General features: G+C 47.1%; 20 protein-coding genes and 1 pseudogene. 9 read left to right on the forward strand and 12 right to left on the reverse strand.

Translation table 11 applies throughout. The annotated features are described in order from the left end of the window. The first annotated feature begins 373 nt into the window (after positions 1-373). The 6 genes from Q0110_RS08885 (at position 374) to Q0110_RS08910 (ending at position 7,677) form a co-directional block, all read left to right on the forward strand. Entirely contained in the window at positions 374-1,903 is a 1,530-nt protein-coding gene (locus tag Q0110_RS08885; RefSeq protein WP_297905810.1) for a family 10 glycosylhydrolase, read from the forward strand. A gap of 13 nt (positions 1,904-1,916) precedes the next feature. Next, positions 1,917-2,771 carry a helix-turn-helix transcriptional regulator gene (locus Q0110_RS08890; protein ID WP_297905811.1) on the forward strand — a complete coding sequence of 285 codons (855 nt, stop codon included), beginning with the start codon at positions 1,917-1,919 and terminating at the stop codon, positions 2,769-2,771. Between the two features lie 132 nt (positions 2,772-2,903). Next, the gene (locus Q0110_RS08895) at positions 2,904-3,452 is read left to right on the forward strand and encodes a DUF5119 domain-containing protein (protein WP_297905812.1); all 549 of its coding nucleotides are present in this window, start codon (positions 2,904-2,906) and stop codon (positions 3,450-3,452) included. A 16-nt stretch (positions 3,453-3,468) separates the two neighbouring features. Then, positions 3,469-4,500: a DUF5119 domain-containing protein gene (locus tag Q0110_RS08900; RefSeq protein ID WP_297905813.1), complete on the forward strand. Its 1,032-nt coding sequence runs from the start codon at positions 3,469-3,471 to the stop codon at positions 4,498-4,500. Between the two features lie 46 nt (positions 4,501-4,546). After that, positions 4,547-5,602 carry a hypothetical protein gene (locus Q0110_RS08905; protein WP_297905814.1) on the forward strand — a complete coding sequence of 352 codons (1,056 nt, stop codon included), beginning with the start codon at positions 4,547-4,549 and terminating at the stop codon, positions 5,600-5,602. 938 nt (positions 5,603-6,540) lie between these two features. Further along, positions 6,541-7,677: a clostripain-related cysteine peptidase gene (locus Q0110_RS08910; protein ID WP_297905815.1), complete on the forward strand. Its 1,137-nt coding sequence runs from the start codon at positions 6,541-6,543 to the stop codon at positions 7,675-7,677. A gap of 29 nt (positions 7,678-7,706) precedes the next feature. Here the strand turns inward: Q0110_RS08910 and Q0110_RS08915 are convergent, their stop codons facing one another. Next, positions 7,707-10,061, reverse strand: coding sequence for a lamin tail domain-containing protein (locus Q0110_RS08915; RefSeq protein ID WP_297905816.1), 2,355 nt, complete (start codon positions 10,059-10,061; stop codon positions 7,707-7,709). A gap of 153 nt (positions 10,062-10,214) precedes the next feature. Here Q0110_RS08915 and Q0110_RS08920 point away from each other — a divergent pair, with 153 nt between their 5' ends. After that, positions 10,215-11,225, forward strand: a complete 1,011-nt coding sequence (locus tag Q0110_RS08920; protein ID WP_297905817.1) for an aspartate-semialdehyde dehydrogenase — start codon at positions 10,215-10,217, stop codon at positions 11,223-11,225. Positions 11,226-11,311: 86 nt separating this feature from the next. Here Q0110_RS08920 and Q0110_RS08925 read toward each other — a convergent pair whose 3' ends face one another. After that, positions 11,312-12,532: a DcaP family trimeric outer membrane transporter gene (locus Q0110_RS08925; protein WP_297905818.1), complete on the reverse strand. Its 1,221-nt coding sequence runs from the start codon at positions 12,530-12,532 to the stop codon at positions 11,312-11,314. Positions 12,533-12,554: 22 nt separating this feature from the next. After that, the gene (locus Q0110_RS08930; RefSeq protein ID WP_297905819.1) at positions 12,555-13,784 is read right to left on the reverse strand and encodes a DcaP family trimeric outer membrane transporter; all 1,230 of its coding nucleotides are present in this window, start codon (positions 13,782-13,784) and stop codon (positions 12,555-12,557) included. A gap of 159 nt (positions 13,785-13,943) precedes the next feature. Between Q0110_RS08930 and Q0110_RS08935 the strand changes: the two genes are divergently transcribed. Then, on the forward strand, positions 13,944-15,308 hold the full coding sequence (locus tag Q0110_RS08935; RefSeq protein WP_297905820.1) for a TrpB-like pyridoxal phosphate-dependent enzyme: 1,365 nt from the start codon (positions 13,944-13,946) through the stop codon (positions 15,306-15,308). A 75-nt stretch (positions 15,309-15,383) separates the two neighbouring features. On the opposite strand, the gene Q0110_RS08940 is transcribed toward Q0110_RS08935, so the two are convergent. Beyond that, a complete protein-coding gene (locus Q0110_RS08940) occupies positions 15,384-15,794 on the reverse strand; it encodes a DUF3836 domain-containing protein (RefSeq protein WP_297905821.1) in 411 nt (136 codons plus the stop codon). 353 nt (positions 15,795-16,147) lie between these two features. On the opposite strand from Q0110_RS08940, the gene Q0110_RS08945 reads away from it, so the two are divergent. Then, positions 16,148-17,296 (forward strand): BPL-N domain-containing protein, encoded by a 1,149-nt coding sequence (locus Q0110_RS08945; protein WP_297905822.1) that lies wholly within the window; start codon positions 16,148-16,150, stop codon positions 17,294-17,296. 12 nt (positions 17,297-17,308) lie between these two features. Here Q0110_RS08945 and Q0110_RS08950 read toward each other — a convergent pair whose 3' ends face one another. The 8 genes and pseudogenes from Q0110_RS08950 to Q0110_RS08985 form a co-directional block, all read right to left on the reverse strand. Next, positions 17,309-17,980: a DUF2461 domain-containing protein gene (locus Q0110_RS08950; RefSeq protein WP_297905823.1), complete on the reverse strand. Its 672-nt coding sequence runs from the start codon at positions 17,978-17,980 to the stop codon at positions 17,309-17,311. A gap of 37 nt (positions 17,981-18,017) precedes the next feature. Further along, positions 18,018-20,222 carry a patatin-like phospholipase family protein gene (locus Q0110_RS08955; protein ID WP_297905824.1) on the reverse strand — a complete coding sequence of 735 codons (2,205 nt, stop codon included), beginning with the start codon at positions 20,220-20,222 and terminating at the stop codon, positions 18,018-18,020. A gap of 92 nt (positions 20,223-20,314) precedes the next feature. Next, positions 20,315-21,148: a helix-turn-helix domain-containing protein gene (locus Q0110_RS08960; protein WP_297905825.1), complete on the reverse strand. Its 834-nt coding sequence runs from the start codon at positions 21,146-21,148 to the stop codon at positions 20,315-20,317. Between the two features lie 49 nt (positions 21,149-21,197). Then, positions 21,198-22,181 carry an aldo/keto reductase gene (locus Q0110_RS08965; RefSeq protein WP_297905826.1) on the reverse strand — a complete coding sequence of 328 codons (984 nt, stop codon included), beginning with the start codon at positions 22,179-22,181 and terminating at the stop codon, positions 21,198-21,200. Positions 22,182-22,455: 274 nt separating this feature from the next. Beyond that, a pseudogene (locus Q0110_RS08970) lies at positions 22,456-22,674 on the reverse strand (6-bladed beta-propeller); the annotation flags it as partial. A 31-nt stretch (positions 22,675-22,705) separates the two neighbouring features. Beyond that, positions 22,706-24,571, reverse strand: a complete 1,866-nt coding sequence (locus Q0110_RS08975; protein WP_297905827.1) for a tetratricopeptide repeat protein — start codon at positions 24,569-24,571, stop codon at positions 22,706-22,708. Positions 24,572-24,627: 56 nt separating this feature from the next. Further along, positions 24,628-26,451, reverse strand: a complete 1,824-nt coding sequence (locus tag Q0110_RS08980) for a M56 family metallopeptidase (protein WP_297905828.1) — start codon at positions 26,449-26,451, stop codon at positions 24,628-24,630. 17 nt (positions 26,452-26,468) lie between these two features. Next, positions 26,469-26,831, reverse strand: coding sequence for a BlaI/MecI/CopY family transcriptional regulator (locus Q0110_RS08985; protein ID WP_297905829.1), 363 nt, complete (start codon positions 26,829-26,831; stop codon positions 26,469-26,471). Between the last annotated feature and the right edge of the window lie 53 nt (positions 26,832-26,884).

The raw sequence follows: 26,884 nt of genomic DNA on the forward strand, positions 1-26,884 counted from the left end.
TTTATCTTTTTCTTTAACGCAAAGATAGCCAAACTAACAGATTCCTCCCAATCTTCATTGAACTAATTCACACAGTTGTAGAGACGGGGCGTGCCCCGTCTCCCACCGCTAGACCGCACATATTCCTTTCCTGGCAGGAAACTAAGAAATGTACACCGTATTTTTACTAGAGGAAAGAAGTTATCATTTTTAGAAGTTGGCATTTTTCAGAAGTTGCCGTTTTTGAGAAGTTGCCGTTTTTCAGGGGATGAGACGGGGCACGCCCCGTCTCTACAACTAGATATATAAAATAACAAGGGTGAAATATTTTATATTTACAGGGAATCTTCTACATTTGTTGAAAATTTCATACGACAAATACAGCAAGGCACCCATGTACATCAAATATCTTCGCTTCTTGATCGCAATCCTCTTTTGCGCGATCACTTCATGCTCTATGGTTCGCGAGACACCTCGCCCGGTCGCGAGTACCGTCAAAGAGGCCAAGCGAGAGTTTAGGGGAGCATGGATACAGACCGCTTTCCAAGGCGAGTACAAGGATATGACCCCGGCCAAGATGAAAAAGGATTTCATCCGCAAGCTCGACTACCTGCAAGCGTGTGGCATCAACGCTATCATCTTCCAGGTCCGGCCCGAGGCAGACGCTTTCTATAAATCCGATATCGAGCCGTGGAGCCGTTTCCTCACCGGAGAGCAGGGCCTTGCCCCGGCAGGGGAGTTCGACCCGATGGCTTTCTTGATCCAAGAGTGCCATAAACGGAACATGGAGTTTCACGCCTGGCTGAACCCTTACCGCGCCAGCACAGCGGGAAACACCCGTTTCGCCGATTCCCATATCTATCATAAGCATCCCGAATGGTTCGTCGTTTACAACAAACAGATACTTTTCGACCCGGGATTGCCGGAAAGCCGCCAGTTCATCTGCCGGGTGGTACGCGACATCGTCAGCCGCTACGACATAGACGCTATCCACATGGACGATTATTTTTATCCTTACCCAGCGGCGGGCCTGCCTTTCCCGGATGATAAGAGCTTCCGGAAATATGGCTTGCGCAAAGGCTATAGCGAGGCGCAAAGGAACGACTGGCGCAGGGAGAACGTGAATACCCTGATCCGGGAACTAAAACGTACCATCTTGCTCGCCAAGCCTTGGGTACGTTTCGGCATCAGCCCCTTCGGGATCTACCGCAACAAGAAAAGTACCCCGGACGGATCGGGTAGCGATACCAACGGCTTGCAAAACTATGACGACCTCTACGCCGATATCACTTATTGGGTGCAACAAGGCTGGATCGATTACAACATCCCCCAGATCTATTGGGAGATCGGACATCCGGCGGCAGATTATGCCACGCTCATCAAATGGTGGGATAAAAACGCCAACGGAGGCCATTTGTACATCGGCCAAGACGTGGCCCGCACCATGAAAGCGAGTCAGCTAACCCGTAAGATGCGCTACGAACGCTCCTTGCCTCACACGAGCGGCAACTGCTTCTGGCCCGCCAACGAGATCTTGTGGAACAACGAGGGCGTAGCCGACAGCCTGCGACGGAACTATCACCGTTACCCGGCTCTTATCCCCGCCTACACCCATATGCATAACCGCCCGCCTAAAGACGTAAAGAAACTGAAGGCCGAATGGACAGCTAAAGGCTTCCTGCTGCATTGGAAAGCGGAGCAAAGCCCCACGAATCCGGAACTAGCCTCTTATTTCGTGGTATACCGTTTCGACGACAAGGAACCGATAGACACGAGCGACCCGTCGAAGATCGTAGCGATCACCCGGGAAACCGGCTACTTGATGCCTTATAAGAAAGGCAAGATCAAATACCGTTATGTAGTGACCGCCGTAGACCGTTTCCATAACGAGAGCGGAGGCAAGACCAAGAAAGTAAAATTATAAAAACAATCAAACCATGTTAACCGGCAATCGCTGTACCAAATATACCGACTGCTCCTCTTGTAATTTCTACCAGAGGGACATATTCAAGTTCCGTCTTTACCCGAAAGGATACGTGATCCCCCAGACAAGATGTATGCAGAACATGATCTTCTTCCTTATCAAGGGGGAGATCTGGCTGAATAGCGAGGAGCACCCGGATACCACGTTCAGCAGCGGGCAATTCATATTGCAGCCGATCGGATCGAAAGTGGAGTTCAAGATACTCGACTACGCCGAATGCATCATCTACCTCTTCGAGCGTCCGCAAAACATATGCGACAACCGTTTCAACAAAGGAATCTCGATCGTGGAAAACGAGCGCCAGCAACCGATCGTGATGACGATGGTCGCGCCGATGCAACTCTTTATCGAGGGGATGAAGCTTTATCTCAACAATGACCTAAGATGCTCCGGGCTGATGCAAGCCAAACGCACGGAAATGGTCTACTTGCTGAATTGCTATTACCCCATCAAAGAGCTAGCCGCCTTTTACGCCCCGATCTACCGATATAGCCATAGCTTCCAGTACTTCGTGATGCAGAACTACCAAAAAGCGAAAGACGTGGAGACATTCGCCCAGATGGGAGGCTACAGCGTCCCCACCTTCCGCCGTATCTTCAAGGATACGTTCGGAGAGCCTGCTTATCAATGGATGCTAAAGCGCAAATGCCAAGACATCCACAACGATCTTACCATGACCGAGCTTTCCATCTCCGAGATCTGCTACAAATACGGATTCGAGTCGCTCTCGAATTTCTCGCATTTCTGCCGGTCGAACTTCGGTCAATCTCCCCGTTCCATCCGTTCCCTGAAAGATGAGAACACTTAAGGGTCAACCACTTCCCACAGATATTCCATCATTTGCAACTCTTTGGATAAAAATAACAATGAGGCCTTTTCTCATTCCCTTTACATTCGCGTATTGAAAGTCAAGAAATATTGATTTTCATACAATAATTGAATGTATAAATATAGTAATACTGGCATTATCCTAAAGATCTCGATCGTTGTCTTATTCATTATCGGCATAGCGCTGGAATGTAGTTGCGAGAGATCCGAGGAACCGAAAAAAGGAGGCACCGGTTATATCACTTACACCCTTTGTTGGGACAACGTGATACCCGGTCTATCGACACCTGAGAAGCTTCGTTATTGCGTCTACCCATCGGAGGGCGGTCCGATGATACAGACAGATGGAGACGCGAATGGCATCACCTTATTCCTACCTCCGGATAAATACAACATGCTGATCTTTAATTACGACACGAAAAACATAGATTTCCGCAACATGTCTAAGTTCGAGGAGGCCGAAGCGTATATCTCCTCGATAGAGGAGGAAAATCCGGACAAGGCAAATCCTTTATATATCATCTCCATCCGTTTAGTGGAGGTAAAGGCAGATATGGAAAATCATAAGGAATTGACCTTATCACCATTCTTCCTGTCAAAAGATAGCTCTTTGAACTTAAGTAACAACAGGAAAATAGCGCGGGCAATAGCGACGGATTAAAAGAAACAAGGACCTGATGAAAGAGAACCGATTATTTATCTTCCTTATATCGCTCATCCTGGGATTGCCGGGATGCTCGAAAAAGACGATAATCGACGAGTATGCAGACCGTTGCTCCGTACGCCTCGATATAGACTGGAGCCTTTGTGGTATTGACGTGGATGGGATGACCGTGCTTTTTTACCCCGTTGACGGAGGAGAACCGAGCCGTTTTCTTACCAATACGATCACGGGTGATAAGGTACAGCTAAAGAGCGGGACCTATGACGTAGTGGTATTTAATCAGGCTGCCGAAGAATACAGTTACCTTACGGTAGAGGGGCAAGAGCGATATAGTAGCCTGTGCGTCGTGATGAAAACGACACAAAGCGATTGGTACACGCCCGCAGCAGAAGAGCGGCTAATCTACGACCCGGAACCTTTCGCCACGGCTACATTAGAGAATTTCGAGATCACGCAAGAGATGATACAGACGAGTGCAGAAGAGGGAAAAGAGTTTTCCTTGACTTGCCAGCCGGAGAAGGTAATCTTCACGACCCATCTGTCCTTGCAGATAAAAGGCTTGCACAATGTCCGGGAAGCAAGGGGGGCGATCAAAGGGGTGGCCGATACATATTGGATAGCGGATGGCAAGACCGGAAACAGCGTGGCAACGCAACTCGTGGATTTCCCGGAGAAAACTTTTCACGAGAATTCAACGACAGATGGTGTCTTATCCGGCTCTTTCCTGACACTCGGCATACCGGACGCTATATCGAAGGCCACGGACGAGACCCATAATTTGCTCACGTTGTCAATCCTATTGGTCGATAACAAAACGGTAATCTCGAAGCAATATAACATAACCCGACGTGCCATTGTCAACAACGGCACAAAAGAGATTGAAATTGCGCTCGGCACCAAGGTTGATCCGGACAAGGAAGAAACCCATGAGGATATTCCATTGGAATTGCCGGACGTGGAACCAGCAAAAAACAATGGCGAAGGGGGATTCGACGCTAGCGTAGACAATTGGGGCGAGGAGACTGATATAGAAATCCCTATATAAGCATCAAAAAACAGAAACGACATAAAACAACTTAAAACAAAGTGTTATGAAGACAAATTTATTTATCGCAGCATTAAGCCTAGCAGTGTTGGCCGGCTGTTCAAGTGAAGACGAGGTTGGCCCATCAGTGGCTAAAAGTGATAACGCAATTAATTTCGGTACTTATGTGGGGAAACAGACGAAAGCCGATGTCATGAATGACAAACAATTACAATCTACAGGATTTCAAGTCATAGCGACTTACACTGGTGAAAAAGATTGGGCAACAGCAGGTACAGGTATAGCTCCAAATTTCATGTATGACCAAGCTGTCACATATTCTGGTGGATGGACTTACTCTCCTACAAGATATTGGCCAAACGAACAAAACGAATCCGGCACTTTAGGTAAAGTTACATTCTTCGCCTATAGCCCTAAAAAAGAAAAGGTTACAACCTTATCCGCACAATCAAAAACAGGACTACCTACCATTAATCTTGTTGTTGCTGATAATATCAATCAACAAATAGATTTAATAGCGGATATGATTACAGATCTTGATAAATCAACGACTAAGATCGATGAAGCAATTGTAACAGCAGGTACTGTTAAATTCAAACTGGATCACCTCCTTTCTCAAATCAAGTTTCAAGCGAAACTCAATGCACAATATGCAGAAACCACCCAAATTACTGTAACCGGTATTAAGTTGGCATTTAAAGAGAATACAATCAAAAATGAAGGAACGTATACTTTTAATACAGATAACTCCCAAAGTGCAATATGGACACTTGGAGCAAATACCTATCACAAGAACGCTATAGAACGAACAGATTTATCTTTAGAACTTGATAATAGCGCAACTCCAACAGCGACAGGGCTATTATCTCCTATGTTTTTACTTCCTCAAACATATACAGCAGGAGACCTTACCGCTGTGATTAGTTACACTGTTACCACAGACACAAGTGACGTAAACAATGTAAAGAAAATCGATTTACCGGTAGTTGCTGGAGGTTGGGTACCTAATAAACAATATCTATATACTTTTGATATCGAATTAACAAATGTAACAGTTGATGTGAAATCTGCTGATTGGGGAGAAGAAACCAATGCTAAGTAAATAAATATTATCCTTATTTGTACAGGATCGAGGGATTAGTTTTTTCTAATCAGAAAAAGCTAATCCCTTAATTAACGATTTAGCGATCAATCTTCATCGTATTCTCTTACTTCCATCCACAAAATCCATTCTTATTAAAACAGACCCACCTTATATCTTGGGTAAAGACTAGTTACGATAAAACAAATCTCAAAAACCTTTCTGTCAGCGAAACAGACAATACTCTATCTTTTCAACTGATATAACGTATATATCATAACATAGCCTTTCTGAGAGAATTGTAAAACAACAGGAAGGGTATGGCAATAAATAGTGTTTTCTATGGAAAAAGAGCGTTTTTCACACACAATAGGCCATGAAAGCCGACTCAACAGGTGGCATCAGGCAACGCCAATGGTCGCGTTAGGCATCGCAAGCGGTCATGAACAGCGTCGTAAGCGGTTAAGAATGGTGTTATAACCTTATAATTCGCCTACCATACCCCTATAAAAAAGCCTTTATAACCCCCAAAGCATGAACTACGATGAATTAGTTTCACTAGGAGAAAAGGCCGTTTTCCGACATCTTCCTGTTTATTAAACGATTGCTGTTTTTTTCTTGCGTATTTAGAAGCAAGCCGTACATAGGCTTGGAATGAACGTTTCTCCGGCACTTCCTTTTACAAACTGTCAAAAAGACAATCGCCCACTCAATCACGCCATTCGTCGCAAAACTTACCGATAGGCACATCCCCTTTAGGGAAAAGGTTGATAGGAAGAGCACTTGCGGTAAGTATAATTTATTCATATCTCTCGATTCATAAGCTTATTGTATGAAGGAACAAACCGTACCAAGCTATAAATATTATTTACCGGCCCTATCGTACATTAACCCCTATAATATCTACGATTTACAAACGAAAAGCCTTACCTTTGCAGGACAAATCCAGAATAGAACCCATGAAGGCTAAACATATCATACTATTCCTCCTGTCGCTACTCACGTTTATCGCTTGCGACAAAGAGGATGTAACGATCGAGACTCCCGCTCCCCGCACAGTTCTTATCTATCTCGCCGGAGATAACAACCTGAGCGGATTCGTGAGCCAAAACCTGAAGTCGATCAAGGAAGGAATCAAACAAGACGGGTTGAACAACGGCAACCTGCTGATCTACGCAGACCAATCAAACGATACCCCCCAACTTTTCCAACTAAAACTGGAGGCTGATACCATCCAACAGATCGTGCTCGAAACCTACGAGCCCAACCAAAGCTCGGCCTCTACCGAGACCCTGGCGCAGGTAATCGACAAAGTACAAAAGGAATATCCCGCAGATAGCTACGGGTTGGTACTGTGGAGCCACGGAACGGGATGGCTTCCCTCGGATATCTATGGCTATCTACGCTCTTTCGGGCAAGACGGAAACAATAATTTCATGGAGATCAACGACCTGGCTACCGCTTTATCGAAATATCATTTTGATTTTCTCCTGTTCGACGCTTGCTATATGTCATGTACCGAGGTAGCTTATGCCCTCCGGGGATGCGCGGATTATATCATCGGCTCGCCTACGGAGATATTGGCGAACGGTTTCCCCTATCAATCGATCATAGGCGACATGTTCAAGAAAGAGGCCGATGTGGTAGGGATGGCAACACATTTCTACGAGTTCTACAAAAACTACAGTTATCCCAGCGGAACCATATCAGTCATCAAATGCGATGAATTAGAGGCGCTCGCAGCCAGTTGCCGCGCCATATTCCGCGACAAGACGGAAAACGACCTTTTCACCGTACCCGTTAACGAGCTACAGGTCATGGAGTATTTGACACGGAATTATCATGCTCTATACGATTTCGACGACTACATAAGCCGCCTGGCCACAACCGAGCAATACGCCACATTCAAGCAATGCATGGAAAAAGCCGTTATCTACAAGGCATCCACCCCTCAAGCGTTTTACGCCTACAATGGGGGTAAATGGATAAAGATCGATAAATTCAGCGGGGTATCTATCTATGTCTCCCAAGAAACCTTGCCCCAGTTGAATGAATGGTACAAGGATCTTGAGTGGTACAAAGACGTATATCAATGATCGGAGAGATAAAACATCTCACAAATGATTTATCTTACTAAAAACACCTCCTTATATCGTTTTACCTGCCCTTGGGGATGAACCAGCTCTGCGTAGAAAATATAAACGCCGGCCCTTACTCTTGAGCCGTTCGAGGCAAGCCCTTTCCAGGCAAGTTTTCCCTCCGTACCAAGCAAATCATGGTTGACCACCTCGCAGACACATTTCCCAGAAGTATCAAATACCCATGCCCCGCAAGTATAACCGGATTTATCAAGACGATAAGAGATCGTATATTCCCTGGTTGCCTCAACATACACGGGAGACTCTATGCCCATGATTCCATCCCCATCCGGCCTTCCATATTGGGAATTCCGGTAGCCGGGCGTACCGTATCCTGCCGTGGCCGAGGCTGAGGTCCAGTTCGCCTCATCCTGTGTATCACCCTCCGGGTCAATCCGTTCCAAGGCAATCCCCTTCTCGTTTTTCACGGATGGAGCATGCCATTTAGAGGAATAAAACACCTCGTCAATCACGGCCTCATCTTCCGTACGAAACAAGACCAAGGCAGCGGATGTATTCGCCAAGACCGGAATCTTTAATTCGTGCAAGGCCTCCGGAGAGGATACCAGATAAAAATCATCCACACCTTCTACACTTTTAGTCAGCAACGCATATCCCTGTGGTTCCAACGAAGAGCTTATCGAAAATAATGGATAACGTGTACTCAATGTCCCGTCGGATTTACGGGTAGCGACAGATAAGCCCGCCAAAGGCAAGTCCCGGCTTGAGCGGTTATAGAGTTCGATATACTCGCTTCCTCCCGGATAAGGCTCCGGCAACAATTCATTAAAAATGATCTCACCGGGCAAGACGGCAATATCCGCAGGAGCCACCGGCTTATCAGGAGCCACCGGAAGGTTCGGCCCGGTACCGGGAGAAGAGTTCTCGGACCCCGGTGTGCCACCCCGCTCATCCGTTGATAAATAAAAAGCCGTGCCGGAACGTTCCCATGCGCCCCCGGCATTCGCTTTCTCATAAGCTATCCGGTCAATCTCCTTTCCGGAAGGATCCAACAACGCAAGCTCTTTCCCCGTGTTCGCCAAGGATACCGGGAATTTACCCAAAGGCAAGCCTTGCCCGGAAGGATCGATATGGATATCCCGTCCGGACCGATAAAGTACCACATATCCATCCGCATCTAAAGGCAAGGCGGTCAATACCGTAGGTTTACCGTCATACATGAGCGACCAGCCTTTTAACTCGATCGTTTGGTTTGTCGTATTGTAAAGTTCCACGTATTCGGTCTGCGGAAAAAACATCTGTCCTTTCGGGTCGGGCATCACCTCATTGATACGGACACTACCGGAAGGGAAAGAAGGGGTGTCCGGTTCCTCGGGATCGTCCGGCAGGTCCGGATCTTCCTTATATTTCAGCCAGACCTCAGTGGATTCCTCCGGTATCTTATTCCCCGCCGGATCCATCAGCTCCGAGCACAACAAATCATAACCTACACCAATCTCCAGATTCTTATCGAAACTGATATTCACGTATGTCCGCGTATCATCCGCATAGGTCATACGAGAGGCCTTGCCGATACCCGGTATGAAGAACACCGCCTCACGGATATCCACCGGGAGATTGTACTGTAATTGGATAATAGATTGAGAGAGCGGCTGGACAACCAGAAGAGAAGGGAGCGCCGGGGGCACACCGGGCTTCTCCGGTTCTTCGGGGGTATCCGGCTCTTTAGGTACGGTTGATATCTTATCCGATACAAGGATATAATTGCAGGCAAAATCTTCTACTTTCGTTTTGGTGTAATGGCATTCGAAACGAAGCGGCCCTCCTTTACACAAAGAAGAGACTTCGGACTCACAGCTCCCGATCGATACAAACCTGTCCTTCGACAAGACATATAAGTTCCACGTCTTACGATTCTCCAAAGTGAGTCTCACTGTCAAATCCACGGCCTTCGACAAGGCCTCAAGCTCCTTCTCTATCAAGACCTCCGGATTATTCCCTGTCCCGGAAATTTTCCGAAGAGTTACCGTCCTCTTATTACTGCCGATTTGGACATAATAATCCGTTTTAATCCCAAGCGCACCCCGATCATCCCAATAGACATGTAGCCGGATATGGTTCTGATTGCTCGGCTTAAAATCCATCCGGGTCTCAAACTCCCATTCCATCGTACTGGAATAAACAAGCGGAACCTCTATAAAAGCCTTTCTCCGAACCACGTCCGCACGAGAGACCAACCACCCGTCATCAATCGTGAAACGACTTAAATCGCCTGTCCAAGGGTTATCCGACGTAACCTTCGGCCCATTAAACGATTCTTTAAACTGGGGATAAGCGCAAATCGGAAGTAAAAACGAGAGAATTAATAATAATTGTTTCATAGCTATCTGGTTTTAGTTATAATTTTATCTATCTTTGCACCCTAATAACTAATAACTGTAAACTAAAGGGTACAAAAGGTCAAAAATCGAAAGCCCTTTCAAGCAGCAAAGTTATAATTATTTCACATTATTCAAATTAAATCAGTGCTCAAAATGAAAGTAGCAATTGTTGGCGTAAGTGGAGCCGTAGGACAGGAGTTCCTGCGTGTACTCGACCAGAGAAACTTCCCGATAGATGAGCTTGTACTTTTTGGCTCATCTCGCAGTGCCGGACGTGTTTATACCTTCCGTGATAAACAATATACCGTCAAGGAACTGAAGCATAATGATGATTTTAAGGGAATCGATGTTGCTTTTGTTTCAGCCGGAGGAGGCACTTCCAAGGAATTCGAGAAAACAATTACGCAACATGGTACGGTGATGATCGATAACTCCAGCGCATTCCGCATGGACAACGATGTTCCGTTGGTCGTTCCGGAAGTAAATCCGGAGGATGCCTTGAACCGTCCTCGCGGCGTGATCGCCAATCCGAACTGTACGACGATCCAGATGGTCGTAGCGTTAAAGGCAATCGAGAAATTGTCTCATATCAAACGTGTTCACGTATCTACTTATCAAGCCGCCAGTGGCGCGGGCGCTACCGCCATGGCCGAGTTGGTAAAACAATATGAGCAACTATTGAAGGGCGAGGAGCCTACGGTAGAGAAATTCGCCTATCAATTAGCATACAACGTAATCCCTCACGTAGACGTATTCACGGAAAACGGTTATACGAAAGAGGAAATGAAGATGTATAACGAGACACGCAAGATCATGCACTCGGATATCGAGGTGAGCGCTACATGTGTTCGCGTACCGGTTATGCGTGCGCATAGCGAATCCACTTGGGTAGAGACAGAGCGTCCGATCAGCGTGGAAGAGGCTCGCAAGGCTTTCGCGGAGGCCGAAGGCGTGGTATTGCAGGATGAGCCGACAAACAAGGATTACCCGATGCCGTTGTTCGTGGCAGATCACGATCCGGTTTACGTAGGCCGTATCCGCAAGGATATCAGCAACCCGAACGGATTGACGTTCTGGACCGTAAGCGACCAGATCAGGAAAGGCGCCGCTTTGAACGCCGTTCAGATTGCCGAGTATCTGCTAAAGGTTGGCAATATCAAGTAATAAACAACTTTGTAAACTATATATACGAAAGCGGGATCAAGAGGCGACTCTTATCCCGCTTTTCTATTCTTTATCTACCGCTCCGGTTAAAACATATAAATCAATACGCCCAAAATCCGGTGGTTAGTCACCGAATGCGTGTCATGGATACGCCCGCCATCCTGCAGATCCACATCGCCGTACCATGCAACGGAAGGACTGTACTCAACACCTAGTTTCCAATGCGGAAGGTTATACGAGAGTTGCAGATTAGCCGTAAATACCTGGTCGACATCCAAGCCTACACCATACGTCTTACCCACCAGCGCCTCATTCGCTCCCAAGTTCTTCAAATACCCCAAGAATAAACCCGGTTTCCATTTCTTACCGTATACGATATTCAACCAGGAGGTAGAGAAGAGATATGGTGAGTATTCTTGCGCCCCGGTATGCGGATCGATAGAGGTGACACCATAACCGCCCAACATACAAGCCTGCGTCAAGTTTGAGGCCAACAAGGTTTTCGCCATCACCAACCAGTTCGCATCCTGATATTTGACGTGCGCCTCTCCGGATACGGAGGTTACCCGCTCACTGACTTTATAAGTCTTGCCATCCACCTCATTCTGCGTTCTCGGTACCAACGACAAGATTTCCATCCCGGCACCTACCTGCCAACCGGGTTTCTTATAATCCACCCCAAGGTAGACCTCCGGTATGCAACTGTTCTTGATATATTCCTCGCTCTTTCCGTTTGGCCCGGCCGACAAATATTGCAACTGCCACATAACCGCACCGGTCAACTGCCAACTGTTGTTCGTATAACGATAACGAATTTGCGGGCTGCGGTTAAAGGGCTGGAACGGAGCGCCGGTAGAAAGATTCAACATCTGCGGGAAGACCTCGCCGAACAGCGGATGCCATGTCTGCCCGACCAACACGGCAGACTTGCCCCAATCCAGATTCACGTAGGCATGACGGATACGGAGCACCGCCCAATTACTGCCCGATCCCCGGAAATCGGCCTCCAATTTCAAGGAAGTCTCGGCCGAACCTACTTTTGGCCCTTGTACATCGATCCCCAAACGGGAGTAAAGCAGGTAAAAACTGCCGTTCGGACTAGCATTCAGGTCTTTACCATCCGCATCTAGCGATACGTCTTTCGGATACAAGTGGAATAATCCATCCACGATCTCGGAGTTCGCACGGGAATTATAAAACAAATCCCCGCGCACCTGCCCGTAAAATTTGTAAGAGAAGTTTTTCTTTTGCGCCTGTACGCATACCACCATACACAGGCCGATCAAAAGAAACAAGTTTCGTTTCATTTTCATTCCGGTCAATCTATCTTTAAAAATAATACATCATCAAACCCAATATACGATGGTTCGTTATCGCATGCGTTTGTTCGATACGTCCGGTCTCTAAGTGGGTCGTGCCATAATAAGCAGTCGCCGGGCAATACTCGAAACCAAACTTCCAATGCGGCAAATTATACGATAAGTTCAGGCTGACGGTTATCAATTGATCGATATCCAGCCCCATACCATATACTTTATCCGCCGAAGCCAAGGACTTCCCGGTTCCTAAGTTCTTCGTATATCCGACGAAAACCCCCGGTCTCCATTTCGTACCATAAGCGAAATTCACCCACGTCGTAGAATGGCGAAAAGGCGTATATTCCTGCTCGCCCGTACGCGAATCCACCGAGCTTACCCCATAGCCCCCCAATAGAGCGGTATGGTCTAGGGCCGAGGCCATCAAGGTTTTCGCCGCAAAGGTATAGTTTCTTCCGCTATACTTCAAATGTGCCTCGCAAGAGAATGCCGTCATTCGCTCATTTACCTTAAAGGTTTGTTCTTTCCATTCCGACACGGTACGGGGTTTCAGGGAGATCATATGAGCGCCAAACCCGGCCAGCCAACCCTCCGCAGGAATAAAGTCAGCCCCCACAAATACCTCCGGGACGCAACTATTCTTGATATAATCCTCGCTCATGCCTTTCGGCCCGCTGGAAAGGTACTGCAATTGCCACAATACGGAAGCCGTCAATAGCACCCGGCTATTCACTTTATACTGGTAACGGATTTGCGGGCTACGGTTGAAAGGCTGGAACGGAGCGCCGGTAGAAAGGTTCAAGACATCCGGCATCACGGTTCCAAACAAAGGATGCCACGTGATTCCGACCAATACCGCCGATTTTCCCCAATCTAAGTTTACATACGCCTGCCGGATGCGTAACATCGTATTACTGCCGGAGAAACCGCCAAAATCCGTCTCTATCTTAGCCGAAGAACGAGCCTTCCCGATATTGGGACCGGTCACGTCCAAGCCTAAGCGGGAGGTGAACGTATAGAAGCTACCGTTCGGCGTAGCGTTCAAGTCCTTACCATCCGCGTCAAGGTTCTTGTCTAAAGGATAAAGGTAAAAGTTCCCGTCGATCGGAGCCATATTAGCCCGGGAATTGTAGAATAGATCTCCACGAACAAAGCCGTAGAATTTGTAAGTGAAGTTTTTTCTTTGCGCCGCCGTAGAAAATAAGGTCAACATCCCCACGAGCAACAGGGTAATCCGTCTCATTATAATTCAGTTTGTTATTTTTCTTTTCTCATAAGCCGCGAATGTATATATTTTTATGGATTCAATTTGAAGAAACGAAATATTATTTGTTCCTTTGCTTCCAAGTTGTAAGCCTTAAAGGTCAAATTAGATTAATATTGTAAACACCAGATAAAAAAAATGAGTACTAAAAAGTTTTTGCTAGAAGAAAAAGATATACCTACGGCATGGTATAATATCGTAGCGGACATGAAGAACAAACCGCTGCCTATCCTAAATCCACAAACCAAACAACCCTTAAAAGAGGAAGATTTATATCCTCTATTCTCGAAAGGTGTCTCTCACCAAGAAATGAATACGACAGACGCATGGATCGAGATACCCGATGAAGTACGCGAGCTTTACAAGGTATGGCGCCCGACCCCGCTGGTACGTGCCACCGGATTAGAGAAAGCGCTGGATACACCCGCCCATATTTATTTCAAGAACGAGAGTGTCAGCCCGATCGGTTCGCATAAGTTGAACTCGGCCTTGGCCCAGGCTTATTATTGCAAGCAAGAGGGTACGACAAACATCACGACCGAGACAGGCGCCGGACAATGGGGCGCCGCCCTTTCCTACGCAGCGAAGGCCTTTGGCCTGGAACTTGCCGTTTATATGGTAAAGGTAAGCTACCACCAGAAGCCCTACCGTCGCTCGATCATGCAGACCTTCGGGGCACAAGTGATCGCCTCCCCGAGCATGAGCACGAAAGCCGGACGTAAGATATTGACAGACCATCCGAATTACCAAGGTAGTTTAGGAACCGCGATCTCCGAGGCCGTAGAGCTGGCCATGCAGACCCCGAACTGTAAATACACGCTGGGTAGCGTGCTGAACCACGTTATGTTGCATCAAACCGTTATCGGCCTGGAAGCCGAGAAACAAATGGAAATGGCCGGCGAGTATCCAGATGTCATTATCGGTTGCTTCGGTGGCGGCTCCAATTTCTCCGGTATCACGTTCCCGTTCTTGCGCCATAAGCTAACGGAAGGTAGAGATATCCGCATCATAGCGGCAGAACCGGCTTCTTGCCCGAAACTCACAAGAGGCCAGTTCCAATATGATTTCGGAGACGAGGCGGGTTATACCCCGTTAATCCCGATGTTTACGCTCGGTCATAATTTCTCTCCGGCAAATATCCATGCGGGAGGCTTACGTTATCACGGCGCCGGTTCCATCGTCAGCCAATTGATGAAAGACAAATTGATGAGCGCGGTAGATATCAAGCAATTGGATACCTTCAAGGCCGCTACCTTATTCGCACAAGCGGAAGGAATCATACCCGCCCCGGAATCATCTCATGCCATTGCCGCGGCCATCCGCGAGGCAGAACAGGCCAAGATCGAGGGTAAACCTCGCACGATCTTGTTCAACCTGTCCGGTCATGGATTGATCGATATGGCGGCCTACGACCAGTATCTATCCGGAGATCTAACGAACTACGAGGTGACGGACGAGGAAGTAGCCAACAATTTGAAAGATTTAGAGAAAATCATCCGATAAAAACAAGAAAAGGGGCGATTTCGTATCGCCCCTTTCTCTTATTTATCTGTGAAAGTTTCAATTAAAAAATATGTATTATGAGAAAATTTCCTCGTAATTAGCGCTCGGGATAACCATGTTTTGCACATTCAAGCTAAAGTTTTTCTTCCTCTTATCCCACATACCATAATTGGTCTTTATCTCTCCACTCTGCTCATCATATTGATAAGTGATCTGATAAAACGGAACCCACTCATCGTTTGTCCGGTCCCAACGAAACGCCTTTTTCTCGGAAACCTTGCCACTCTCGTTGTACTGGAACTCATACCTTACCTGTTTGTTCAACAGCCCGTTCTCTTGCAAGAATACCACTTTAGAGATAATCTTACCGTTCTCCTCTTTCGTATCGTATAGATAATCTTTAGGAGATGCCGCGCTTATAGCCAAACCGCACATGAAAGTAAAAACAAGCGCAAGAATACTTTTACTCCAAACCGATGTTTTCATACTATTTTAATTTATAAGGTTACTGTCATTTTGTACCGCGAAGTAGAGAAGTTTTCCGGTAATCTCCAAAATAAAAGTAGCAAATCGTAAGCAATATTGCAATATTTAACATATTTAAGTCCCATATATCTTCCCATACCCCTATGAAAACCGACACTTTGCAAAACAAATCGTAACTTTCCCCGATTTTTTAATATCTATCATTTATCACGGGCCGGATACAACTTTCAAAAGAAAACTTTAGGTATCGCTTTTTTAATAAATCAAAAATCTATCGATTCATAAATATATTCTTACTTTCGCGGAAGTAGAACGCAAATCGATTTCTACAGAACTAAAAAATCCCCTGTGAAATGAAAACAACCGCCATCTTATTTTTCTCCTGTCTGGTTTTATGCATTCGATGCTCAGTCCCGGAAAACAAGAATACGAAAGAAGAGGCAAGCGCACAGCCGATAAAAGTGGGTGTATTCGACGGACACGGAGGGGCCCAGACCTGCATCTGGGAAACGGTCGCCGCCATCCGGTTAGACCCGGAGATGGAGGTACGTACCATCACGACAGCGGATATCGCCAATAACGTGCTCGACTCCATCGATGCCATCGTTATCCCCGGAGGAAGTGGCAAAAGCCAGTATCTAAACCTAGGAACCTTGAACCAGCAACGTATCAAAGACTTTGTCGCCAAGGGCAAAGGAGCCGTCGGGATCTGCGCCGGAGCCTACCTGTTCTCGAACACTCCCGGTTATACCTGTATCCGGCTAAATGGGCAACAAGCGATCGATATCGAACATGACAACCGAGGGCATGGATTAGCGAAGTTCACCTTACGCGAGGAAGGTAAAAAGATATTTCCGGAATTGGCCGACCGTGATACAAGCTTCGTCATCTATTATGAAGGCCCGGTATTCGTGAGCAACCCCACAGATACGATCCAAGGCAATACGCTAGCCATCATGGAAAGCGATGTGCACGAGGAAGGGAACGCTCCCGCCAATATGACAAACGGAAAGCCATTCTTCGTCGCCAATCACTATGGGAAAGGACGTGTCTTCAGTTCCATCGCCCACCCCGAGGGTACTCCCGGCATGATGTGGATGGTTCCCCGGATGGTACGCTGGACCTTGAACAGGCCTTTTATCTCTTATCAAGCCTCTGCCGTACAGCCGGATCTATTCAATCATGAATTATTAATGACCACCCGCGACTTGAAACAGGAGGAAAAAGCTTTCCAGCTCCTTTTAAACGGAGAGAGTGAACAAAAGATCGCCGCCTTGGACTGGCTGGAAGCACATCATTCATGGGATGCCAAACGATGGGTACAAGGGTTGCTTTACGACGCATCACCCGCTGTCCGCGTCCGGGCCGCCCGATATATAGCAAATACGCATTACTTACCTTTCCTGCCCGATTTGCAAGCAGCCTGCCAGACCGAGACCGATAAGGCTACCCGAGAAGAACTAAAGACGCAACTAGAGAAATTAAAAGCCTTGCTTCCTTAGGAGAAGGGAGGTTTAAACCCTCCCCAGATACTCATCCACCGTATAATTCAAGAAGCGATTGAACGGCAACAGCAACTTAAAATCATCCACCGCCTTATCCATCCAATCCTCAGCGTAAAAGAAATCATCCGGCTTATAGGATACCACGCTGAAATCCTTATGTTTCATGATATAGCCATACGGAGAATCCGTCGGATAGCCGGCAGGCATGCGTTTCAGCATCTCTCCTTCTAATACCGGAAATGTTTTCTTAAACGCAGGTGCTTCGATAATAGCCGTAAATTCCTCGATATGATCGTATATATCCTGACGAAGCTTCTTTAATAACGCAGGTGGCGGGCACCATACACCTCCGGAGAGCAAGCTACCTTCCGGCTCGAGATGGATATAATAACCACCTCGCTCACTGGCCCGGCCGCCTTGGGATATGTAAGCGGCGAAATGACATTTATAAGGGGTCTTATCCGGAGAAAAGCGGATGTCTCTGTAAATCCGGAACAAGCAATCCTTCGCCTCCACCCCGGCTACCTCCGGGTCGAACAAGGAGATACGGCCTATTAAATCTTGTACCTCATCGATAAAACCCTTACGAAGGACATCATAACGATTTTTATTGTCCTGGAACCATTCCCGGTTATTATGGCTCCTCAACTCTGTCAAGAATTCTATTATCTGCTCATTCATAACTTTCTATTTTTATTCCTTACAAATGTAAGAAATATTAGAAACTGTACCCCAGATTCAGGTAAAATTGCAAGTTATTATTCCGGTTCGATAACCCGAAATTCGTATTCATCGGACCTACTATACTGTTATAGGCATAACCGATACTACCTCCCCATACGCTTTCTCCCTTGAAAAGATCGAAGAAATTATCCTCATGGATCGCATAATTGGCGATCAAGGAGATGTAATGCCGCTGCCCGATACGCTGGCGCAGGTTTAAACGGACAATCGCCACGGAATTATCGAATATCTCCATATGGTTGATCCCGGCAAACGGTAGTTGCTGGGGAAGATACCGTTCGGGCATATCGCCTCCCAGCGTGTTCAAGAAGGGATAGGCCGGGTCTTTCCCGATCAGCACACGGCCATCGATAGAAGGTAGCAGGCTCAAATGGGAAGTCAACGGCAATACCGACAGAAAACTGAGTTTCAAGGCAGAAAAGAAGGTATGTCCTCTATAGGTAACGAAGTTATCCGTATACATGGAATAGTCTGCCTGCAGGGAAACACCCTTGCTCGGGAAGTAGCGACGGTCCAACGTCTCCAAGTGGGCCTGGGCGAAATAGCTGATGAAGCCCTCCGGTCTCACTTGATATTTCTGGTTCTCCGCGGTATAAAGAAATGAGTTATAATCGAAATACTCGTAACGGGCCCCTAGTTTCAACTTAAAGTTCAGCCAGTTCATATCCGAGTATCCGAGTTCCACGAAATGATGGCGGTAAGTCGTATTCACGATCTTGTCGCCCCGGTTATATACATCGAGATCATGGTACGTAAACATATAAGACAGGTTGAGGTTGCGCAAGGGGTTACGCTCTATCGCATAATCCACCCGCCCGTACATACGTTTACCGATCCTTCCGGTCACGGAGAATTTCGAGTGGTAGCGGGCCCGGTTGTCGAAAGTGACATTCAGCAACAAGGCGACGATATCCTCACTATTGAAATTCAATCCCACATTAATCGCGCTGCTCGATTTCTCCTGTACGGTAAGCACCAGATCCTCCTGCCTCTCGCCCACCAGTTTATAGCTGACATTCGAGTAAAGGTTCGTACCGATCACGATAGACATCGCTTCCTGCAATTTCTTCACGGTCAGCAGACTATTATCTTTCAAGCCACTAATCTGCGACAACCACTTCTCGTCACGAGGATCTACGCCCTTAAACAAGACACGCCGAATATAGAACGTATCGGTAGGAGCCACCGGATACGAGTGCGCAGACCTTGTCCGGCACACATCCGGGCCATCAGGCAAACCGATTTTCTCTTTCAAGGCCAAGATCTCGTCCCATCGCTCGCGCGCTACTTGCTCGCCCCGGTTAATCAAGGTATCCAGGGCGGCCTCGCTAAAACTAGCGGAAGTATAAGGGGCCGTATTCGGCCGGAGCAATAAATCGGTTAATCTCTTATTCGGCTCATATTTCTCATATCCATGCAAGGCGATGATCTGCCCTATGATATCCCAAGGGGCATTAATCCGCTCCAGTTGTTTCAAATCGCTAGTCCCCAAATCTACGCCAATAATGATATCCGCGCCCATATCCCGTACCACATCCGCCGGATAGTTGTTCTTGATCCCCCCATCCACCAGCACCATGCTATCCAGACGTACCGGGGCGAACACGGCGGGTATCGCCATGCTAGCGCGCATAGCCAATGGAAGACTTCCGTGCCGAAACACATATTCTTGTCCATCCACCACGTTCAACGCCACACAGGCAAAAGGAATATTCAACTGCTTGAAATCCACGGAATCATGATAGCCGATCGAAAGGTTCGAGAAAAGGTTTTGGAGATTCTGCCCTTTTATCATCCCTTGGATCGCGATCTCTTTCTTACTTCGGCCGAAAGGGAGTGAAAACACATAACGCTCGGAATTCTCTTTCTCCGGGAAAGTAAGGCTGCTGCGCTTCACCCGATCGCTCAGCAGCATGCTCCAGTCTTGCAACCTCACCATGCTGTCGATCTCGGCGGCGCTATACCCTATGGAGTATAAGCCTCCAACGATAGCCCCCATACTGGTTCCGGCAATATAATCAATCGGTATGCCGGCTTCTTCCAGCACTTTCAGCACCCCGATATGAGCGACTCCCTTCGCTCCACCTCCACCTAAGACCAACCCGACTTTTTTCCGTTCGGCCAGTACCGAGGGCATCAGCATCATCCCGATCAACCACCATACAAGAATCTTCCTCATCTACATATTCTTTAACAGCAAAAGTAACAGGTTTCCATGAAAGTACAAGTGGACAGATGGAATAAAAAATGGTTTAAAACAATAGTCGCCTATCATCCCGCCCCTTTCCGGTAACTATCCGTAGGACTGATCCCGTAAACGGATTTATAGGCCTTGGAGAAATGGGCCAGATTCTTAAACCCGACATCGGCACAGATATCCTTGATCTTCCCCCGCCGATTGACAATCCGATCATGAGCCGCCTCCAGACGCTTCCTGACCAACCACTTCCGAGGCGATAAATCACTGATTTTCTTGAAATCTCTTTTCAACGAGGACAGGCTGCGCCCCGTATACAAGGCTAGTTCCTCCTGTGAAAGCTCATACATATAATTCGCTTCCATAAAACCCAGTAAATCGATCTTCCAGTATTCCGAGAAATCGAAAAGCGAAGCATATACATGAGAGGCTGTCTTTAATACGATATAAAGCCCTTCGTTCATTTTCATACGCAACCATTCCGCATCGGGCTTCTCTTCCGTACGGAAATAAGGACGGATAGACTCAAAGAGACTTACGACATCCGGCCGCGAAGGTATCTTCATCACGCTTACCTTACTTCGTTTCACCTCTCTGGGCCATTCCGACTTATCGCACTTCCGATAATAATCCATCAAGAAACTGCGGGAGAACCGCAAAACGATAGACTGGTAAATCCCATCCGCGGCAGAACCGTATTTATCCATCCGGACCAGATGGTCGCGCCGGATGAAAGCGCATTCACCCTCTTTCACCCGTATGACTTTTCCCTGCTCCGATAAGACAACCTCTCCCGAACAGACATAAATAAGCGAATGCTCCTTGATCCGAGGATCGCAAACCGTATCTCCCATATGATAGAAATTCAGGAAGATATCGGAATAATTTATCGTTCTATGCCCTTCCATACCATTTGATTTCCACAAATATACTCAAGATTAAGGGTTTCTTCGCCGCTTATCTATATAAATTCGCGATATCCTCGTCCGTCCGGTTTCCCCGTATATCTATTTTAGCCAATTCAGCCTCGATCCGGTCAAACTCTTCTTCCGTCAAATCCACATCTGCCGCCGATAGGTTCTCGCGAAGTCGCTCCAACTTCTTCGTTCCGGGAATCGGCATCAAGAAATCATATTTATGCAGCATCCAAGCGAGAGAAAGCTGCGCCGGCGTAACATTTTTCAAAACAGAGAATTCCTGAAGCAAATCCACAAGCGGCTGGTTCGCGATGATATTCTCGTCTTTAAAGCGAGTAATGCCTCGCCGCACGTCGTCTCCGGTATAAGTCGTGCCCGCCTTGATCTTTCCACTCAAGAAACCACCGGCCAGCGGGCTGAACGGGATAAAGCTAATCCCCAGTTCCCCGCATACCGGGATAACGTCACGCTCAAACATTCTTTCCATCATCGAATACTCGCTTTGGATAGCCGTAAGTGGCGTGACAGCGTGGGCACGGCGTATCTGATCCGCGGTCGATTGAGATTGCCCCCAGCCCAATATCTTGCCTTCCTTCATAAATTCGCCCATGCAATACGCCACTTCCTCGATATTTTCCGAGCTGACACGATGCTCATAGTATAAATCGATATGATCCGTATCCAAGCGTTTCAGCGAAGCCTCCAGATGAGAACGTATCTCCCGCGGAGAATATACTTTAGGCACCATTACCCCATTCACCATTTCCGCTCCTCCAAATTTCGTGGCCAGGATCACATGGTCACGAATCGGACGAATCGCCTCTCCGACGATCCTCTCATTATCACCCGCCCCATAACCTTCTGCCGTATCAAAGAAATTGCATCCCAGCTCATAAGCTTGCCGTATCAGCCTTATAGAGTCGTTACGCTCCGGAACAGCCCCGTATCCATGACTCAATCCCATACACCCATAACCGATGGCAGACACCTCCAAATTCGTTTTACCTAATCTACGAGTTCTCATTGTTTTTTCTCCTGTTTTTTAATTATTACGATCGTCTTAAACTCGATGACAAAAGTAATGAGGAGTTTTTCAAAGAACTTCGCTGTAAAGTCCAATTTACTTTGCCGGAAAGCCCATTTATAAGGTCGCGAAAAACATGTACGTGTTTTTCGGAAAACACGTAAAAGAATTTACAAAAACACGTACATGTTTTTTAATCAGGTTTTAAACCTTCCTAAATCTTCGGTTTCAACAGCATGATCACGGGGTTTGATTCCTCGTTCAAGCTCGCGGCGATCGCTTTCACGACCCCTTGGGTAATAAACTCATCAGAAGTTTCCAACGCGATATATTCCACATCCATGAAATCCTGCAAGATCATGTCCTTCTTGGGATAATCCGCCGCGACATCAACCGTAACGAGATCATCAACCGGGTTACCAGATTGCTTACATCCGGCATATCCTACCAACAGAAGCAAGATGATCCCTGTGCCTATAATCGTCCTTTCCATACTTCTACAATTTTTCGCGATTAATCTACATTTAATTCTTCTTGTTCTTTAGTTCTTTCTCTCTCTCCATAATCCGGATCATCTCTTTTACCTCATCGGAAGTATTCGGCAGCTCTTGAATCAAAGACCGCAACTCGTCTATGGAGAGTTGGCTTTGCCGATTATCCGGAGACAATAAGACCTGCCCCGTTACCCCGCGCCCAGACATATCCGCATATAAAGATTCCAGGAAAGGACGGGTAAAAGTCAGATTACTCATATCCAATCCATTCTTTAACAACTCCTTCGCATAAGTCACCTGCGCGAAAACACCTCGTTGCAAATCCCCGGCATTCTTGGCATACGAGATATCCGGGTAACTATATAGATTGGCGATCTCGCGAAGCAACTCCACACGAGTACCTTTCACCTTCCAGGCCCGATAAAACAGACGAGCGGCCTCATCGGTCTTACCCGAGCTTTTCGCGTTAACCGCACGAAGCTCTATCACCATCTCAGATTCCTCCGGCAGTTGATTGATTAAATTACGTAAGTCCACGATAGAGACCTTGCTCTTCTTTCCGTCCGGATCGATCACGGTCTCTTCCGATACGTTACGGAAAAACATATCCTCATAAAAAGATTGCAAAAGCGCCCGGCTAAACACCAAAGTCCTTTCATCCGCCTTTTTCTTCAAGCTCTCATTCATATAAAGGATCAAGATAAATAATCCTCGCCGGCGTTCCTCCTCATTCCGGAACTTTGACACGTCAACCTCACCATACATACGCGCGATCGCTCCCAGAAAATCCAGCCGGTCCGGATTCTCTTTCCATGCCTCGTAGTACAGGCGGGAGGCCTCCTTGTATTTCCCATCTTTCTGGTAAGTCTCCGCACGGAAAACCAATAATTGATTTACCAAGAAACGATTAGGTTCCATGCCCGCCTCCGCTTTATCAAACAACTCATACGCCCGTCTCCGGTCGTATGTCTTTCCCAACGCGGAACCCAGCAAGAGGCACACCTCGACCGAGGTCGTATCCTGTTCATAAGCCATTTCCAGGATATCCACCGAGGGTAAGTAAAGACCGGCATAATACTTCGAGGCTCCTCCATATTTCAAGGTAAGATAGGTAGAATCGCCACCAGCTAGCAAACCGGAATAGACAGAGTCTGCCCGAACGAACTGTTTCGCCATATACAACCCCAGCCCCTTACTACGCAACAACTGGCGGTTTCCGGGATTATAAAACAAGGCCGTATCGCAAATCGCCACACCTTCCGATATATAATCCGGGCTGCTAGCCCCCATACGATACAATGAATTCACCAACGCGACCGCCAATCCCGCATTCTCGCGATTCAAATTATACGCCTGAAAATAAGCGGTCGTAGCGGAAGGGTATTGTTCCATACGGAAATAGCAATCGCCGATCGCCCGGTATAAGGCGGTGTTATCCTCGTTCCAGGTTTGCAGTTTCTCATAAGTATCAACCGCTTTCTCGTATTCCCCCAGCTGGAAATACAGGCGTGCCAACTGGTAATTGGCGTAGAAGTTCGAGCTGTCGGCAGACAACACTTGATGGAAATATCGCTCGGCATCCTTCGCTCTACCTAAATTCGTAGCTGTCCGGGCCAAAGTGTTCAAAAGATCCAGGTTCGCCGTATCCATGGAGAGGCAAAGACGATAATAATCGTATGCCTTCCGATACCGGAGCATACCCTCATAAGCCTGTCCGATAGCGCTCATAACCTCATAACTCGAGGAATCTGCCGGCGTAAGGCTATCGGCGCGGGCGATCACTGCCGCATACTGCTTACGGCTTACCAGGTCCTGCCAATTAAAATCCTGGGCATTCCCGGGAAAAACAAGGCAATAAAGTAGCAGAACTGTAATAAAATTACATTTCTCATTCATATCTGTATGTATTTAAGATTACTGAATCAAACGGCCGGCACAGCCTCTTTTTTATCTCACTGTAGCCGGAAAGTAATAGGTACCGTATACAAGACACGGACACGCTTACCATCTTGGCGACCCGGAGTCCATCGAGGCATCGTCCCGATAACCCGCAACGCCTCCGCGTCCAAGGAAGGATCTATGCCCCGTATGATTTTAGGTTCCACGATATTTCCTTTTTTATCCACCACGAACGAACAGATCACACGGCCTTGTATTCCCGCCTGCTGAGCATCCACCGGATATTTTATACTTTGGGCGATAAACTTCAATAACTCCTCATCCCCTCCGGGGTACTGCGGCATCACGTCTACGACCGTCAAAGTCCGCTCCCGCTTTTCCTCAACCGGCCCTTGCAGACGGAATGTGATCGGGACCGTATATTTCACGGCTACCGGCTTACCGTGTTGTGTTCCCGGGCTCCAGACAGGCATATTATTAATAACCCTCACAGCCTCCTTATCCAGCTCCGGAGTCACTCCCCGGAGTACCTCCGGGTTACTCACCGAACCGTCACGCCCCACGATAAATGAGCAGATCACACGCCCTTGGTCTCCCCGCTCTCGGCTCTCCTTCGGATATTTGATGTTATGGGCTATGTATTTCAACAATTCCGCGTCTCCTCCCGGAAATCTAGGCATCTTTTCTACTACGGTAAAGACTTGTTCGTCTATCCCTTGAGATTTTGAGGATAAGGACAAACGCGCATTATTTGTCATATCAGCGGCCAAAACCTCTTGAGACTCTTTTCCTTGATAACTGCATCGCAAAGTCGCATTAGCAGGAACCTTCAATGTAAAAGCACCTCTCATATCCGTTATAGTCTCTTCCGTACCGTCTTTAACCGCAACCGATGCCCCGATCAACGGATGTCCCTCCTCATCGACCAGCACGCCCGTAGCCGTCATCATCGTATTCGAAACCGTAGCCTCATTTGCCAAACGGACAGTCAAACGGGCCACCGCCTCGATATTACTCAGCAACATCAAGATGCCCGCCAAGGGTATAAATATCAAATATTTCGTGCGTACGATACCCGGACTACGTTTCTTGTTCATCATGATAATCCGGTTTTTCAGATGCAAAACGTTGAAACTATTGTATAAGGTAGTAACAGACTGATGATGAGCCAATCCCAACAGGTGATACTGATAGCTTTTACTATCGTATCCGGACTGGATAACCGTATTATCCGCCAGGTACTCCAGATTATGCCTTACCTCGCGTTTTAATAACCATACGAAAGGGTTGAACCAGCAAGCCATACATATCAACTCGCTAAAGATCACATCAATCGAATGCCATTGGGAGACATGCGTATATTCATGTGTCAAGATCTCGTCCGTCTCTTTATCCGAATGGCTTTCCGGATGCAAGAAGATCATACGGAAAAAAGAGAACGGCCCGGCGGCTTTTCGCAACGCATAAACCGGAGTTCCATGAATAAGCACAGGATCGCTGGTATGAGCCAGCCACAAGATACTGCCCAGTTGTACGAGAAACCGCCCACATAAAAATATCACGACTCCCCAATAGATAAGTCTCCAAGAGCCTAATATCCATCCATACCAATCCACGGAAGCCACCGTAGCCGCTCTCGCCGTCGCTTCTGGCAACATCGCGGAATACATGTAAATCACGTCCGCGATAGGTTCTTGTTGCCTCACCCAATCCTGTATGTTCAGTAAAGGATAGAACAGGGCCAAGCCAAAGAATGCCAGCAAGATCGCACGGCGCAGCTTGAAAAATGTGTCCTTATAAAAGAACAACCGGTAGAAGGCGTAAAAGAGTACAAAGGCTACATTTACCTTCATTAAGTAGGCAAATTCCGGTGTCATGGTATGTGGGATTTAGGTTATTCTTTTCCTTTCTCAATCAAATCGATGATTTCTTTTAAATCATCCGTAGAGATTTTCTGGTCTTTCGCGAAGAAAGAAACCATTTCCTTATACGAGTTCGCGAAATAATTCGTCACCACGCCGCCAAGGAATGTACGTTTATATTCCGTCTCCTCGATCAGCGGACGGTATTCATACGTATTTCCGTAACGTTTCGCTTTCACGTATTTCTTTCGTTCCAAATTTTTGATCACGGAAGCGAGCGTCGTATAAGGAGGTTTCGGATCCTCGTATTTTGCCAGCACATCCTTCACAAAACAAGGACCAATCCGCCATATCCAGCGCATCGCCTCTTCTTCTTGCATCGTTAGCTTCTCCATAAATCTTACTCTTTTTATTAGTGAATACTTACAAAGCTACGAAATAGTCGTAA

The organism is uncultured Parabacteroides sp. (assembly GCF_947855115.1).
In the GTDB taxonomy this organism is placed as follows: domain Bacteria; phylum Bacteroidota; class Bacteroidia; order Bacteroidales; family Tannerellaceae; genus Parabacteroides.